A 14,937-nucleotide genomic window follows, 5' to 3' on the forward strand; every position below is an offset into this window, starting at 1 on the left:
GGGTTATCGCAAAAGAGTTGAAGGTTGCATGATGATTTTTTGCGTTTAACAGGTTTCCTGTAAAGGAGTGATACTCATCACTTGTTTTATTCTTTCAGTTGGTTGTTTGCAGGCCCGGGTGGCGGCCATTGGGGGATGCAGCCCAGGGCTGCCGGGGCTTGCACAATACAAAGTTGACATTTGGTTGAGGGTTCCTTTTAGTTGCAGCAGGGAGATAGCCGGGCAACTTAATCGCCCGGGCTGGCTTAGTAAATAACGATTTCTAGTAAATTGTATCGTTCAATGTCAAAAGTCGAAATGAAGGAAGTAAGGGTACTTCTTGTAGAAGACGAATACCAATTACTAAAGGCAATCAGGACTTTCCTGGAAGAGGAGAAGTATGTGGTGGTGGCTGTGGAAACCTATCGGTCGGCGCAGCAGGAAATAAAGAACGAGAACTACGATGTGTGCCTGATCGACATCAACCTGCCCGACGGCAGTGGCAACTCACTCATCAATCTCATCAAGTCAAAACAGCAAAAAACAGGCATCATCATCATCTCGTCTCACAACATGACTGAGGACAAAGTGCAGTCGCTGGATCTCGGGGCCGACGACTACCTCACCAAGCCTTTCGACCTGCATGAGCTGAATGCCCGGATCAGGTCGGTGCTGAGAAGGAAGTTGGGCGATAGCCGCCATCAGGTGGTTTCGGAATCTATCTCTGTTTACCCCAACGAGTTCAAGGCATTTGTGCATGATGTGGAGCTTGAGTTGACCAAGAAGGAATTTGAGATGCTGCTTTACCTCATGTCTAACAAAAACCGCCTGATCACAAAAGAGAGCCTGGCCGCCCACCTATGGGGAATAAGCATAGAGTTTTCCGATAACTACGACTACATATACACACATGTGAAGAACCTGCGAAAGAAATTAATGAATGCAGGAGCCACGGACAACATCAAAAACGTTCACGGTATCGGATACCGGTTTGAAGTGGCATGAGGCTGGTCGTAAAAGAACTCATCTTTAATCTCCCCGCCATTATCATAGTGGTTGCTCTTGGGGGTGGAATTTTTTACCAGTCCATTGAGTCGGTGCTCGAGACGAACGAAGATGAGGTGCTGAAAATAAGAAAGCAGTATATCATTGACCTGCTGGACAACTACAAAGGAGAGAGTCCATTTATTGAGCATGCATTTGCTGACATTTACGAAATAGAAGAGGAGGATGTCTTGCACCTGCCAGTGACGGATGTCTTCTCTGATACAGTCATTAATAATCCTAAGCTTGACGAATCCATCCTGTATCGCCAACTGCGGTTTCAGTACAGCACAAATGGCAGAAATTACATGGTGTGGGCACGCACAGCAGAGGTTGATAACGACGAGGTACTCCAGTCGGTTATCTCTACCATCGTCATTACTTGTCTTTTAATGGCCGTGGTGATCTCCTTTCTTAATGTTTACTTCTTTCGGAAGATATGGATGCCTTTCCATGGAATACTCAGTAATCTGACCCGGTTCAATCTCGATGGCTCAAGTGAATACGTGAGTGCACCAAGCAGCGTGAAAGAGTTTCAGATGCTTGACGCCACCCTTCGTGAAATAACAAGCCGACTTCAGAGTGAGTACGATGAGCTGAAGGATTTCACCTCCTACCTTACCCACGAACTGCAAACACCCCTTGCGGTGGTCAACGGAAAGATCGACCTGCTCATTCAGGATCAGAGCCTGAGCGAAGACCAACTGAGGAGCCTGGTGGCCATTCGCAATACCATTCAAGGCATCAGCGAGTTTGAGAAAACCCTCATTTTCCTGAAAAGAATAGAGCTGGGGCAGTTTAATCAAATGGGTCATATCGACTTTTCAGCCACGCTGGCCTCGAAACTTGAGCAAACCGAAGAGCTGATCAAGCTGAAGAAGATTAGCCTGAAAGCTGAGATTGTGCCGAACGTGATGCTTGATATCCATCCGCAACTAATGGATACGCTGCTGAACAACATCATTTCGAACAGTATTCGTCACAACGTCAAGAATGGGTTTATTGAGGTGAAACTGACTCCAAGGGAATTGAAGGTTACCAACAGCACCCGTGAGCACGGAGAGTTGTCTCACGAGGGTGCCGATTTTATTTCTATCAGGGGGCTGGGAGTGGGGGCCTCCATTATCAAGGCCATCTGCAACAGGCATCAGCTCAATTTTAAGGTGGTGCAAGAAGACAATGCCTACAGCCTGGTCATTGGCCTCCATCCGGGCTAGAGTGAGAATTTTCGAGTCGGCCTTGAAATAGAAAAAGCCGTCCGTTTTGGACAGCTTTCTCTCGTCTGTTTTCAAATTAACTTTACTCTGACCTCAACGACTTCACCGGGTTTACGCTGGCGGCTGTGAACGACTGATAGCCAACGGTTAACCAGCCAATGACTACAGCAGTGAGGGCTGCGAGGAGGAATGTCCACACGCTGATGTCGATGCGGTAGGCAAAATTATCCAGCCACTTGTCCATGCCCCACCAGGCGGCAGGTACCGCCACAAGCACGGCTATCAGGATAAGTTTCGTAAAGTCCCTGCTTAGCAGCAGTACGATGTTGAAGATGGAAGCGCCCATCACTTTGCGCACCCCAATTTCTTTGCGTTTTTGCCCTGCGGTGTAAGCAGCCAGGCCAAACAGGCCAATACAAGCGATCATGATGGCCAGCGATGTAAAAATGGTGAACATATCGCCGCTGGTTTTTTCTGCGTCATAGAAGCGCTTCAGGTTTTCGTCCAGATAGTAGTAACGCAGTGGCGTGTCTTTCGTGAACTGGTTCCACGTTGCTTCCACACCGGCCAGAGAAGCCTTTAGCTCGGATGGATCAACCTTTACCACCATTTTGTTAATGAAAGTATTGGGGGAGTTAACGTGAATAATGGCCACAGGCTCCAGCCCAACATGCAACGACTGAAAATGGAAGTCATTGACGACTCCTATGATGGTATAGGTAATGTCAGTGTCGCCGCCATTATTCACATTGATTATTTTCTTGCCTATGGGGTCTTCCAATCCAAGCTTGGCTACGGTGGAGGCCGCAAGTATCATAGATAGTGAATCGTTGAAGCTCTTCGAGAACAGTCGTCCTTCCAAAAGTTCGATCTGCATCGTTTCGAAAAAGCTCTCATCTACCGAAAGTCCTCTCGCTACCATGCTTTCTTTTTCGCCACTACCTGGCACTCTCACTATGAACCCGGGCATTACGTCGCCTGGCATAGCCGAGGTGTAGGTGGCATTTTTCACTCCAGGCACCTTTTTGATCTCGTTCTCAAAGGTTTCGTAGCGGCTTCTGATTTGAAACACATCGGCATCGGGGTTCTGAAAATTGTCTCTGTTGACGTTGAAGGCACTTTCAATCACCACCACATGATCTTTTTCAAAGCCCAGAGACTTATTGAGCATGAAACTCATTTGGTTGAAGATGATCATGGTGCAGGAAATCAAGCCGATGGAGATAGCAAACTGGAAAACGACGAGGCCGTTGCGAAGAAAAACGCCATACTTTGATGTTTGCATCTTCCCTTTGAGCACTGCTGCGGGCTGAAAGGAAGACAACACAAAGGCAGGGTACACACCAGCGAGGAAGCCAATGCAGAAAATGACCAAAACGATCACTGTAATGGTTGCGGGTGCCAGCAGGAAATTTAATGTGAGTGCCCTGTGCGATACATCGGCAAAGAAAGGCAGGATAAATATCAGCGCTACCATGGCAAGCACAAAGCTGATCAAGGTAAGCAGAATCGATTCGGTGATAAACTGGCCTATCAGCTGATTTCTTACCGACCCAAGCACCTTTCTAATCCCCACTTCCTTTGCTCTCTCGGTGGAGCGGGCGGTGGATAGGTTCATGAAGTTGATGCAGGCAATAAGCAGGATGAAAATGGCCGCTGAAATAAAAATATATACGTAAGTGATATTGCCGTTGGCTTTTATTTCTCCTTCAAGGTTAGAATGAAGGTAAATATCCTTCAATGGTTGAAGTGTGTAGATGTAGCCATTGCCCGCAGCGATGTATTCGTCGTAAGAAATGCCATTGCGCTGTTGAATGGGCCCCGCTGCATATTTTTTCACAAACTCAGGAAACTGTTTTTCGAGGGTGGCCGGATTGGAGCCGGGTTGTAGTTTGAGGTAGGTAAGCACGTCGAAGCCGATCCAATTGGGCTGTGCAATGAACGGGAAGGTGCTCATCGACCCAATGAAGTCAAATGCCATGTGGGAGTTGCCGGGGTAGTCTTTGGCCACGGCCCTCACAATGAAATTGCCCTGTCCGGTTTCCATACTTTTGCCCATAGGCGACTCATCCCCGAAGTATTTTTTGGCCATGGATTCGGTGATGAGCAGACTGTTGGGCTCTTTCAGGGCAGTTTTGGGGTCGCCTTCTATCAACGGAATCTCCAATACTTCAAACAGCGTGCTGTCTGCGAAAAGTATATTTTCTTCATAAAAGTAGTTGTCGTTGTAACGCACCACAATGGGAGCAAACGCCTTTAGCAGGTTAGCAGATTGGATCACCTCAGGGAAATCCTCTTTTAACTGAGGGCCAATGGAGTGGGGAATGAAGGCGTAATTCACCTCTCTTTCAGGGTATACTCTTTTGAGGGCGATCCTGTACACATCGTCTTTTTGAAAATTATCGAAGGAGAGCTCGTATTGTACAAAAATGACAATGAGCAGGCAGACAGTGATGCCTACCGCCAGGCCGAAGATGTTCACCAGCGAGTAGCCAACCTTCTTGAGGAGGCTCCTGTAAGCGATAATGATGTAATTCTTAAGCATAGTCCAATTATTAAATTGAGTTTGATTGTATTTGTTGTTCCTTTTTTTCCAGGCAAAGGGCTGACAAAACTTGAGCACATGCCACACATATTGCAGCGAGGCCAGCCTGCTGTTTTTTTTACTGGCTGTCTCTTCAAATATTTCCCTGATGTCCCCTTCTATGTCTTCGGCCAGCTCCTCCCGGCAATACCAATGCAAGAAGCCAGTGGCCCAGGCTGGCGGCTCAGGTCTTTTATTCTCTCTGTTGTCCTTTTTTATCAGGGTAGGCATTGGTCAGATTTTACATCCCCTCCATCGAGAGCTGAGGAATTTCCGTCCAGTAGCTTTCTCTTAGCTCCTTGGCCTGCTCCAGCGACTTGATGCCGAAGGCTGTTACTTTAAAAATACGCTTTCGTTTGCCGCCTCTTTCGGGAGTGGCCTCGCCAAAAGCGGACTCCACAAAGCCTTTCGAATCAAGACGATTCAGCGCACTGTGTATGGCACTGATGGCCACACTTCTGCCAGCTTTTTTCCTGATCTCTTTTTGTATGGCAACTCCGTAGGCTTCTTCATTGAGCAAAGCAACCGTGAGCAGTATCAATTCTTCAAATTCTCCAAGATGTGTTCCCTTCATGATCGGTAGTGTAATGAATTAAAAACGTTGTAACTCCGTTTATATCCTCTTTTTACGGCGCTGGCACCCTGAGGTTCTGTTATTTTTCATATATGTAGAAAATATAGGAAAAATTCACCAAACAGGCACCTTTCGTGCTGATATTTAGGCAAAAATCGATTGACCGATTGCCGCAGTATCTGTAAGACAGGTATGAGGAAAATCATAGCAGCCTGCTGTTCTAAATCATTTCAGGGGCAAGGTTTTGGTGCCACTTTTGGTATAACATTAACACAAGGAGGTAGCTATGACACTCGTCAAAAGAAACGGCAGCCTGCCAATGATAGACTCGCTGCTGACTGATTTATGGGACACCGAGAAATTCTTTGGGGACGATTTCCTGCAAAGACCGTTGTTACCCGCTGTGAACATTAAGGAAACCGACAAAGGCTATGAAATAGAAATGGCTGCACCCGGTTTCAAAAAGGATGATTTCAGGGTTTCCATTGAAAAAGGAATGCTGACTGTGACATCTGAACGTAAGGAGGAGAACGAAGAGAAAAAGCCCAACTACACGAGAAGAGAGTTTTTTCAAACCAACTTCAAGCGCTCCTTTTCCTTGCCTGAAGATGTCAACGAAGAAAAAGTACACGCTGAGTACAAAAATGGAGTCCTGCAACTCCAGCTCAACAAAATGGCTGAGCCAGCGAAACCGGTGAGGAAAGTGCTGGTTGAGTAATAATTTTTTTGGGATGATGGTTGTGAGCAGTCCCGTCTTTGTGACGGGATTGCTTTTTTTATGCAGGTAGCTGCGGCCATAACAATAGACTTTCAGGTGCAAGGGTTTTTTATCTTACCTTGTGATATGAATCTCCTGATTTTTCTCTTCGGAATGTTTGCCATCGACCACGGTCTCTACGTGTCGGTGACCAATGTGACGTATGCAGGCAACGATACCTGGGAAGTAAGCTGCAGGCTTTTTAATACTGACCTGGAGGATGCTATCAGAGATTTTTCAGGAGAAAGTGTTTCGCTCCGAACCGATGGCGATATCAAAAAATCGGAAGCGCTTGTTGCCGGTTACATCAAAGCAAAGATGCATTTCATCACTCAGCAGGGAAACGAGCTTGCACTGAAATGGGTAAGCGGCAGTGCAGAAAACGATACTGTTTGGTCATACTTCATTGTAAAGGGGACGTCGATTGACGTGGTGGAAAATGCCCTACTGGTTGAGCTATTCAGCGATCAGGAAAACGTGGTTGCCATCGAAAGGGACGGAGAGAAGCGATACCTCCGGTTCAATGCCGGAGTCAAACGGCTTCAACTTGAATAGCTTTGCTATTTCCCGCCTTTGAACAAATCAAGCAGGCCAGTGCTGGTTACCTTCACGCCCGTTGCTATCGATGTTTCAATAGCTGGGTAGTAAAATGGTGAATGAAGGCCGGGCAATGACAATTCGCCTTTTGCCACTTTCGCTGTTCTTTCTGCTGGCACTGTGCCTAGCCAGAAGAGTGTAGTGGGTACTTTATGCTCCGTTTTTCCATACCTCGAAAAATCCTCGGCCACCATTTGTGGTTCTGCTGCCACCACATTGTCTGCTCCAATCGCCCTGGCAGCAGCCGCTGATAACCGGTCGACCAAAGCTTCGTTATTGAAGTTCGCTGGTGTGAAAGTTTCAGGGATGATTACCTCTGGGTATTTGTCTTCAGGAAGTCCGGCTGAGATCGCCACACCCCTGGCTATTTCTTTGATTCTCTGGTGAATTTTCAACCTTACTTCTTCTGTGAAAGTTCTTACGGTGAGCTCCAGGGTCACTTCGTCGGGTATAATATTGTATTTGGTGCCGCCCTTAATAACCCCAACCGTCACCACTGCATTGTCGAGCGGGTTCAGGTTTCTGCTCACAATTGTCTGAAGCTCCATTACCAGCATAGATGCCATCACCACCGGGTCAATCGACATGTGAGGAGAGGCCCCGTGGGCACCCTGACCAAATACTTTGATGCTGATGGCTTCTGCGTTGGCCATAGTGTAACCTTTGCCAAAGCCAACTTTGCCAGTGGGGATGGTGGGGCTGCAGTGCAAGCCTACACCGTAATCTGGCACAGGAAACTTCTCGTACAAGCCCGCCTCCAGCATCAGCTTGGCGCCCGCACCAATTTCTTCTGCCGGCTGCCCAATCATCACCAGCGTTCCTTTCCATTGGCTTTTCATGTCCATCATCGCCTTGGCTGTGCCGAGCCACACGGTCATGTGCATATCGTGCCCACAGGAATGCATGGTGCTCACTTGTCCTCCCGTGCCATCAGCTACAACCACCTGACTGGCGTAGTCAAGGCCGGTTTTTTCGACCATAGGCAAAGCATCCATATCGGTGCGATACAACACTGTAGGCCCTTTGCCATTTTTCAACACACCCACCACGCCGTAGCCACCCATGTTTTCTGTCACTTCAAAGCCAAGCTTACGCAGCTCAGCAGCCAGTGTTATTGAGGTTTCCTTTTCAGCCAGCGAGAGCTCGGGGCTTTGGTGCCTGTCAAGGTAAAATGCTTTAAGCTCAGCCATGTGATCAGCGACAAAGGCATCGAGCGCCTGACTGCCGGGGCCTGAAGCAAGCAGGGAAGACGTTATGAACAGAGATGTGAGGAAAAGAGAAGCTTTGCGCATTGGTGGGTCATTAATGAAACAGTAAAGTACTTCATGAATGGCGGATTCTCAAATCCAATTTGATAATCGGGGGGGTGAAAAAAAGAAGGCCGCCAATTGGCAGCCTTCTAATAAATATAGCTGACTAAAACATTCCCTAACTCAATTGCTTGCTTTAACTGCCGTTACTTCCACCCAGTAGTCCGACTCCTGTACTTCTTCAATGCTGGTTCCTGGGTAAGGGAACACATTCACTAATGTTACCTCATAGCCCAACACAACGGCCGATGTCTTTGGGTCTTGTGGATTGGTAGTCAGGGTGAAAGTCTCAGTTTTTGAGCCAACCCTTGCTTGCATTTCAACAGTTACCATGCCTTGCCATATGCACATGGCATTGGCCGGACACCGTGAATCTTCTACAAGCTTCTTAAAAGTGAGTTGCTCTCCAGCGGTGGAAGTAATGGTTTCTCCCAGCTTAATCGCCAGTGTATCGGAAGCAGTTTCTGTTCCTTCCAGGACTGAATTGATCTCTTCCTTTCCGCAGCTCATGCCTACGCATACGATGGCTACAAAGACGCCAATAATTCCTAATGCCTTCTTCATATCAAAAAATGTTTCCTAAAGGACAGCCGAATCAAAGAATAGGTTGGAGGCAGCAAAAGAAAATTACACTACTTTTTCAGGGTAAGAATGGAGAACTCATTCTCGTAGTTTTTATAGATTTTATACAAACCCTGTGATTCATAAAAAATGATCGCCACCTCGTTCATGGTTTCGGCCGGCCTGAAATTTACGAGATTTCCTTTTTCGTCATACAAATAGCTGAAGGCCTGCACGGGATCGATGACAATGAAAAGCTTGCGTCCCCCGCCAAAATCGTAGAATTGAGAACTGGCAATGCCGCTGGACAGATAGTCTTTTTCGAAGAGCACTTTGCCAGCCTGGTCTACAATGGCAATTCTGTTGGCATCCTGCCTTGTAAAAATGTAGCCGTTGCCTGAAGCTTCAGGCACGAGCTTAAATTTTGACTGAGCCGATGGCCGGTAGAGCTGCTCCCTTTGCAGCACTTTGCCAGCGAGATTGATTTGAATAATTGACCCATCATCGGTAATCGTCGTTAGTTTACTATTCGCATTCGTTGAGCCCGCCTCAGCGAATACCGGATTGTTTACCGGTGCTTTGAAGTCTACCGGGAAGCCCGCCACGGGTTGTGCCCGCCGGTTGAATACCCGCATGATGCCATTGCTTTGCAGGGCCACGAGAAAATCCTGTCCTCTCACCCTGATATGCAGAGGAGAGGAGGCAAGCGGGTGCTTGATTTCCTTTGGGTTCCACCCCTCCAGCACTTTGCCATCTTTGTCCGATATGTACAAATCGCCCCGGGTGTCGGCGAAGAAATAACGATAATTTTTGCTCTTGTCGTAGTCGACCAGGTTTAAATAAGCGATTTCTGTTTTGCCCTTAAACTCTACGGGAAAGCCAGGAAGGTACTCGCCTGTTCGGTCGATGGCATAAATGTATTTGGGGGTGGAAAACAGATATTGCAGCTTGCCGTTTTTGTAGTAGTCGATCTGAAAGACCGGACTGATGATTTTCCCTTTGATGGAGTCGAGCCATAAAACCTCCTGATTGGCAGACAGCAGGTAAATCATCTGGGTGGAATCCTGAACCAGCGTTTCCAGCGTTTTGTCGTTGTGGTTGCGAACCACAAACGGCTTTGAGATGAGCGGCTGCGCAAAAGTCACGGCGTTGTCGGCCAGCAGAGGTTTTTGCGCCCCTTTTTGTGCTGCCTTTTCCGTTTGCTGTAGCATGATGCTGGTGTAGAACTTGTCTTCGATAAAAGACCACTGTATGGCCATCAGGTCAATCGACTGAAGGGTGGACGAAGCATCCGTAAACTGCTGCTTCCAGGCATCGTCCAGGTTTTGCTGCCACAGATTCCAGGCCCTGGGTGTGTGAACGAATACACTGAAATTGGCTTCTCTCAACGTGTTATCGAGAAACGAATTGATTTGCACTGACTTTCCCCACGTATTTTCGTTGGTTATATCGTCGATCACGGTTTTCAGAATTTGCACTGAAGCCGCCCCGATCAGGTAGTTGCGGTAGCCGGTGTAGTACAGCGACGAAAATCCACTAAATGGTTCTCCAAACAACTGATAAGGAAATTCCTCGATTTCAAGCTGCCCAATGGTGAAGTCGGCATATTCTTCATAGTAAAGTGTGTCTCCCTGCGACTTGTTGATTCTCTCGGAAAGCTCCCTGAACTGCTGAAGGCTTTCCGGCAAATCCTCCATCTCAATGTAAACTACTTTGTCAGGATCATGGCCTAAAGAAGATTCCTGCAACGAAACGCCTATATGTCCACCAATACTCTCAAAAAAGGAGGCAATATCAATGTCCTGATCTTTCAACGTTGTGCTTCTCAAATCGACCAACTCAGGTTCGTTTGTTTGCCAATAGGGTATCATCTGAGTGTTCCAACGCTCGGCAGACTCAAAAGTGAGGTTAAAATAAACAGCGGTTCGGTTGCTCACTACCTCCTCCATTTTGAGGGAAAGTGCAGGGTTGTTTTCAAACCCACTAAAATAGCCTGAATAGTCTTGCGGTATCAACGTAAAGCCATTCATTAGTAGCTGTGGCTCGGTTACTTTGATGTCGAGAAAAGATGATGAACCCAGGCTGGCTGTTGTTCTCAGGTCCAATAATTTTTCATTAATGAACGTATCTCCCAGCCTGTCGAGCTTGTCAGTGTTGACGTACAAATTACCCTGATCATTTTGCAATCTGGAGAGAGTGAGAAGGCCAATGTTTTTATCAAAAAAACCTAAGCCTGCAGTTTCAATATTTCTGACGGCATCCTCCACGAGAAACGGGGTGAAGCTCCCTATGAAGAAATTTTTGTAGTAAATGAAAGTGAACAGGTCCTTCGTTTTTTGAGACCTTAGCTCGCTAATGGTGTAGCCCTGGTAAGTTCTGTTGGAAATGGTGTATCCGTTTTTCTCTGAAAAATAGGCCAGAATATCGTCCATTTTTCCCCGGCTATCCAGCGTGGGTAGGTCAACCAGAAGAAGGAAGTCGAGCGATTGGCTGCCGACACTGTGCAGGCTGGCCAGGAAAGTCTTGTCTTTGAAAAGCGTGGCTGTTTGCTCATTTCCTCCCAAAATCGTGTCAAGCTTTGAAAGCATTTGACCGGGACGCTTGAATGCAGCAATAGATTGAAGCCCTTTGCCAATATTCGAAGAAGTGAATGCCGCCCAGGCATTCATGGGCGAGGTAGACTCGTAGACGGCCAGCGCATTGTCAGGAACCAACGTCCAGAGGGAAATATTGCCTCTTTCGAAATAGGTTTTGTAGGCCACAAAAGCCCCGCCGCCAATTACCAGAATAATTATAAAAATAATGAACCTCTTCAATGGAAAGTTGGGTCTACAGCATCAAATTCAATAACGAAAGTTAAGCAACAAATTGCTTCGAATACACTTTGCTTCTACAAATGGAAACCTAATTCTTTTTTGAGCCTTCATACATGTCGTAGGCCACCAGCCTCGAATCGATCTTCGCATTGAAGAACGGCCATTTGGCTGACGAGCGAAGCCCCACCTTTTTGATCAGGTTGAGGTTGCCGGTAAATATAAAGCCTCGTTTTCCCTGACAGCGCTGCTTGAAAAAGTCACCAATGCCTTTGTAAACAGCTTCCAGCTCCGATTCCTCTCCCATGCGTTCTCCATATTCAGGGTTGAGGATAATGATGCCTTCTCCATCTGGAAGGGTTGTGTTTTCATAGGGGCAAAGCTCCCATTTGATCATAGAAGCCACACCAGCTTCTGCAGCATTGGTGCGGGCTGCTTGAAGGGCTTTCATGTCTCTGTCGCTACCAATGATGGTCACGTTTATTTTAGCATTCACCTTCGATTTGGCGCTGGCCAGCATGGTTTTCCAGGCATTATTGTCAAACCCAATAAGGTGTTTGAAGCCGAAATTATGCCTGTTCAGCCCAGGGGCGATGTTGGCAGCTTTTAGAGCCGCTTCGATGGCAATGGTGCCACTGCCACACATGGGATTGATGAGCGGAATCGACGGGCTCCACTCAGTTGCCTGCACTATAGCGGCAGCCAAAGGTTCCGCTACTGGTGCCTTGAAAGGCATTTTTCGGTAGGTGTGTTTGGAGATCGTTTCTCCGGAAGTGTCGATGTATACAGTACAGTTTTCCCTGTTCCAAAAGAAGTAAACCACAGCTTCGTTGAAGTCGTTACCGGAATCAGGCCGACGGCCCGTTTTGGATTTGATTCTGTCAACAATAGCGTCCTTTGCTTTTAAGTTTGGATACCGGGTGTCATTAATAGACTCATGCTTGGCAAAAGAGTGGATGCTGAAATAGCCATCGTTAGGGATAACGGTTTCCCATGGCATTTCGAAAATATTCTTGTATAGCCCTTCCGAATCTTTCAGTTCAAAGCTGCCCATCTCCCAAAGGATGCGGTTGCCGGTGCGGAGGTGCAGATTCAGGTACATGCAGTCGTGCAGGGTTCCTTCGGTGACCACATGCATATTGGCTTCTTCGGTTACAGGAAACCCCAGGCTTCTGAGTTCGTTGGCGGCAAAAGGAGGGAGGCCGGGATGGCACTGAACAGTGATCTTTCTTTTAATATTCCACATAAGTGCACAAAGATAGTTATTAAAGTGGGAGAGTTGGAAGGGAAGTTGGAAGACGGAAGCCAGGAGACCGGGGCCGAGCTGTGCTGCGGGCGTCGGTACGGCTGTCCCTCCCATGGAGCCGTCAGCCGCCCGTAAATGGAATGCATCCTCAAGTCCATACGATATAAGGAAGCAATAAATCCTGAATTCGCTATCGATGCATTAAAAAAAAAGCCGGACAGTTTTGGTGGAGCGCCTAGCCATTTTCCGGAAGGATGCCCTATCTTTGGAGCCCAATAAAAAACAGAGGCATTATGCGTATTTGGTTTGTTTGCAAGGCGAAGTATCAGAAAGAAGACGACGAAGGTCATTTGAAAAACACCACAGAAACTTATCTGCTCGATGCGGTAAGTTATACTGAGGCGGAAGCCATCATGTACGAAAAGCTGAGCGAGCGGGTAAGGGGTGAATTTGTGATCACCAGCCTGACCAAAAGCCGTATTACCGATGTGTTCCTGTATGAAGACGCCGACTTCTGGCACAAGTGCAAAATCACCTATTTCGTCACCGATGCTGACAGTGGTAAAGAGAAGAAGGTAACGAACCTGATGATAGTGACAGCCCACGATGTAAAAGATGCCTACGACCGCATTCATCAGAGCCTGAATAATATGCTGGTAACATTCCGTGTGCCGGAAGTAGTGGAAACGTCTATCGTAGAGGTTTTCGCCTATGGACAGGATAATGAGGAGGAAGAAGAGGTTCCCGCTGGTTTTAAGCCGGTAAGTGAGGTAGAGGAGGATTGATTACTTTATCATCAAATTGTGTTAACTTTTGGATATGAAACTTACCGCAATAATTGAAAAAGCAGAGGATGGATGGTATGTAGGCCAGATAGAAGAAGTTCCAGCCGCTATTAGTCAAGGAAAGACAATTGAAGAGGTGAAAAGCAGCTTGGTGGATGCGCTAAAGCTTTTGTGGGATACAAACACAATAGAAAAATGATAATTATGTAAATAGAAAAGGGGCCGAAGCCCCTTTTCTATTTAAATCAAATATTTCTAAACGTTCTCCGACGTCAATCTGGCGCCAATAAAATCCCGGTTCATTTTGGCAATGTTGGCCAGAGGAATCTCCTTAGGGCACTCTGCTGCACAAGCACCAGTGTTGGTGCAGGCACCAAAGCCTTCGGCATCCATTTGAGCCACCATGTTCTCTACCCTTGTCTTGGCCTCAACCTTTCCTTGCGGAAGCAGTCCCAGGTGAGTCACTTTTGCTGAAACGAAAAGCATGGCAGATGCATTCTTACAAGCCGCCACACAAGCCCCACAGCCAATGCAGGTAGCCGAATCCATCGCTTCATCAGCTATCTTTCTTGGAATTGGAATTTCGTTGGCGTCAGGCACACCTCCGGTGTTCACGGAAATGTAGCCGCCTGCCTGGATAATCCTGTCAAATGCACTGCGGTCGGTAACCAGGTCTTTGATCACGGGGAATGCCTTGGCTCTCCATGGCTCAATCCAGATAGTCTGACCGCTTTTGAAGCTGCGCATATGGAGCTGACAAGTAGTGGTTTGCTGAGGGCCATGAGGCTTGCCGTTGATGTATAGGCTACACATTCCGCAGATGCCTTCCCGGCAGTCATGATCAAAATGCACTGGCTCCTCGCCTTTTTCTTCCAGCCCAATGTTCAGCACATCAAGCATTTCAAGAAACGAAGACTCATGCGATATATCTTTCACCTCGTAGGTGACAAACTTGCCTTCGGTATTGCTATTTTTCTGTCTCCAGATTTTTAATGTTAAATCCATGGTTAACTTGTTAAGAGTTAATGGTTATTAGTTAGTTGGGTCGGTGTCAACACGTAACGATTTCTTTTTGGCCTCCGATAAATAATTTATGTACCCATTCAGTATGGTGGTCGTTTTTTCAATCAACTGTCTGCCAACAATTAAGTCAGGCTCATCTATATATTCTTCTTCTTTAGCAATTAACAAGTGATCCAAAGTCTCGTAGAGTGACCCTCTGCCTTGCCGGCAAAACTGGATGTTTTCCTGAAAGTGAAATCTCCCATATCCCTCTGCTATGTTATTGGTTACCGATCGTGATGATCTTTTTATCTGGCTTGTTAATGCATACCGTTCATCTAATGGAAACCGTTTCGTGAGTTTACTGACAAAAACTCTCAGTTCCTTTCCTGCTTTCCAGCATTCCAATTCTTCGAATGATTTTAAATTTGCCAAGATGTCCGATTAACTAATCACCTAAATCGAATA

Annotated in this window: 14 protein-coding genes; 6 read left to right on the forward strand and 8 right to left on the reverse strand. The window is 46.9% G+C overall.

Going from position 1 to position 14,937, the window contains the following annotated elements; translation table 11 throughout:
- The first annotated feature begins 282 nt into the window (after positions 1–282).
- Both ACMVP2_RS18815 and ACMVP2_RS18820 read left to right on the forward strand, forming a co-directional pair.
- Positions 283–984: a response regulator transcription factor gene (locus ACMVP2_RS18815; protein WP_151999101.1), complete on the forward strand. Its 702-nt coding sequence runs from the start codon at positions 283–285 to the stop codon at positions 982–984.
- Positions 981–2,240, forward strand: a complete 1,260-nt coding sequence (locus tag ACMVP2_RS18820; protein ID WP_416864621.1) for a sensor histidine kinase — start codon at positions 981–983, stop codon at positions 2,238–2,240. Before ACMVP2_RS18815 ends, ACMVP2_RS18820 begins: the two co-directional genes overlap by 4 nt.
- Positions 2,241–2,322: 82 nt before the next feature.
- Here the strand turns inward: ACMVP2_RS18820 and ACMVP2_RS18825 are convergent, their stop codons facing one another.
- Together ACMVP2_RS18825 and ACMVP2_RS18830 are read right to left on the reverse strand one after the other, a co-directional pair.
- Positions 2,323–5,055 carry an ABC transporter permease gene (locus tag ACMVP2_RS18825; protein WP_416864622.1) on the reverse strand — a complete coding sequence of 911 codons (2,733 nt, stop codon included), beginning with the start codon at positions 5,053–5,055 and terminating at the stop codon, positions 2,323–2,325.
- Positions 5,056–5,065: 10 nt separating this feature from the next.
- On the reverse strand, positions 5,066–5,398 hold the full coding sequence (locus tag ACMVP2_RS18830; protein ID WP_416864623.1) for a PadR family transcriptional regulator: 333 nt from the start codon (positions 5,396–5,398) through the stop codon (positions 5,066–5,068).
- Between the two features lie 286 nt (positions 5,399–5,684).
- Here ACMVP2_RS18830 and ACMVP2_RS18835 point away from each other — a divergent pair, with 286 nt between their 5' ends.
- Together ACMVP2_RS18835 and ACMVP2_RS18840 are read left to right on the forward strand one after the other, a co-directional pair.
- Positions 5,685–6,116 carry an Hsp20/alpha crystallin family protein gene (locus tag ACMVP2_RS18835; protein ID WP_151999105.1) on the forward strand — a complete coding sequence of 144 codons (432 nt, stop codon included), beginning with the start codon at positions 5,685–5,687 and terminating at the stop codon, positions 6,114–6,116.
- 126 nt (positions 6,117–6,242) lie between these two features.
- Positions 6,243–6,710 carry a DUF6702 family protein gene (locus ACMVP2_RS18840; RefSeq protein WP_416864624.1) on the forward strand — a complete coding sequence of 156 codons (468 nt, stop codon included), beginning with the start codon at positions 6,243–6,245 and terminating at the stop codon, positions 6,708–6,710.
- A gap of 5 nt (positions 6,711–6,715) precedes the next feature.
- Here the strand turns inward: ACMVP2_RS18840 and ACMVP2_RS18845 are convergent, their stop codons facing one another.
- From ACMVP2_RS18845 to ACMVP2_RS18860, 4 genes are all read right to left on the reverse strand, one after another.
- Entirely contained in the window at positions 6,716–8,044 is a 1,329-nt protein-coding gene (locus ACMVP2_RS18845) for a M20 metallopeptidase family protein (RefSeq protein WP_416864625.1), read from the reverse strand.
- 141 nt (positions 8,045–8,185) lie between these two features.
- Positions 8,186–8,626 (reverse strand): hypothetical protein, encoded by a 441-nt coding sequence (locus tag ACMVP2_RS18850; protein WP_416864626.1) that lies wholly within the window; start codon positions 8,624–8,626, stop codon positions 8,186–8,188.
- Positions 8,627–8,694: 68 nt separating this feature from the next.
- The gene (locus ACMVP2_RS18855) at positions 8,695–11,439 is read right to left on the reverse strand and encodes a hypothetical protein (RefSeq protein ID WP_416864627.1); all 2,745 of its coding nucleotides are present in this window, start codon (positions 11,437–11,439) and stop codon (positions 8,695–8,697) included.
- An 88-nt stretch (positions 11,440–11,527) separates the two neighbouring features.
- Positions 11,528–12,682 carry a class I SAM-dependent RNA methyltransferase gene (locus ACMVP2_RS18860; protein WP_339810138.1) on the reverse strand — a complete coding sequence of 385 codons (1,155 nt, stop codon included), beginning with the start codon at positions 12,680–12,682 and terminating at the stop codon, positions 11,528–11,530.
- Between the two features lie 293 nt (positions 12,683–12,975).
- Here ACMVP2_RS18860 and ACMVP2_RS18865 point away from each other — a divergent pair, with 293 nt between their 5' ends.
- Both ACMVP2_RS18865 and ACMVP2_RS18870 read left to right on the forward strand, forming a co-directional pair.
- Positions 12,976–13,467, forward strand: coding sequence for a DUF4494 domain-containing protein (locus ACMVP2_RS18865; protein ID WP_151999111.1), 492 nt, complete (start codon positions 12,976–12,978; stop codon positions 13,465–13,467).
- Positions 13,468–13,501: 34 nt separating this feature from the next.
- On the forward strand, positions 13,502–13,666 hold the full coding sequence (locus tag ACMVP2_RS18870; RefSeq protein ID WP_416864628.1) for a type II toxin-antitoxin system HicB family antitoxin: 165 nt from the start codon (positions 13,502–13,504) through the stop codon (positions 13,664–13,666).
- Positions 13,667–13,722: 56 nt separating this feature from the next.
- Here ACMVP2_RS18870 and ACMVP2_RS18875 read toward each other — a convergent pair whose 3' ends face one another.
- Complete coding sequence (locus ACMVP2_RS18875; RefSeq protein WP_151999113.1) at positions 13,723–14,472, reverse strand: succinate dehydrogenase/fumarate reductase iron-sulfur subunit; 750 nt, start codon at positions 14,470–14,472, stop codon at positions 13,723–13,725.
- Between the two features lie 27 nt (positions 14,473–14,499).
- Positions 14,500–14,904, reverse strand: coding sequence for a four helix bundle protein (locus tag ACMVP2_RS18880; RefSeq protein ID WP_416864629.1), 405 nt, complete (start codon positions 14,902–14,904; stop codon positions 14,500–14,502).
- Positions 14,905–14,937: the final 33 nt, after the last annotated feature.

The organism is Imperialibacter sp., from assembly GCF_048007035.1.
In the GTDB taxonomy this organism is placed as follows: domain Bacteria; phylum Bacteroidota; class Bacteroidia; order Cytophagales; family Cyclobacteriaceae; genus Imperialibacter.

Coding starts and splice junctions, on each gene's coding strand:
- ACMVP2_RS18815 (WP_151999101.1), top strand. CDS start 283: ATGTCAAAAGTCGAAATGAAGGAAGTAAGGGTACTTCTTGTAGAAGAC.
- ACMVP2_RS18820 (WP_416864621.1), top strand. CDS start 981: ATGAGGCTGGTCGTAAAAGAACTCATCTTTAATCTCCCCGCCATTATC.
- ACMVP2_RS18825 (WP_416864622.1), bottom strand. CDS start 5,055: ATGCCTACCCTGATAAAAAAGGACAACAGAGAGAATAAAAGACCTGAG.
- ACMVP2_RS18830 (WP_416864623.1), bottom strand. CDS start 5,398: ATGAAGGGAACACATCTTGGAGAATTTGAAGAATTGATACTGCTCACG.
- ACMVP2_RS18835 (WP_151999105.1), top strand. CDS start 5,685: ATGACACTCGTCAAAAGAAACGGCAGCCTGCCAATGATAGACTCGCTG.
- ACMVP2_RS18840 (WP_416864624.1), top strand. CDS start 6,243: ATGAATCTCCTGATTTTTCTCTTCGGAATGTTTGCCATCGACCACGGT.
- ACMVP2_RS18845 (WP_416864625.1), bottom strand. CDS start 8,044: ATGCGCAAAGCTTCTCTTTTCCTCACATCTCTGTTCATAACGTCTTCC.
- ACMVP2_RS18850 (WP_416864626.1), bottom strand. CDS start 8,626: ATGAAGAAGGCATTAGGAATTATTGGCGTCTTTGTAGCCATCGTATGC.
- ACMVP2_RS18860 (WP_339810138.1), bottom strand. CDS start 12,682: ATGTGGAATATTAAAAGAAAGATCACTGTTCAGTGCCATCCCGGCCTC.
- ACMVP2_RS18865 (WP_151999111.1), top strand. CDS start 12,976: ATGCGTATTTGGTTTGTTTGCAAGGCGAAGTATCAGAAAGAAGACGAC.
- ACMVP2_RS18870 (WP_416864628.1), top strand. CDS start 13,502: ATGAAACTTACCGCAATAATTGAAAAAGCAGAGGATGGATGGTATGTA.
- ACMVP2_RS18875 (WP_151999113.1), bottom strand. CDS start 14,472: ATGGATTTAACATTAAAAATCTGGAGACAGAAAAATAGCAATACCGAA.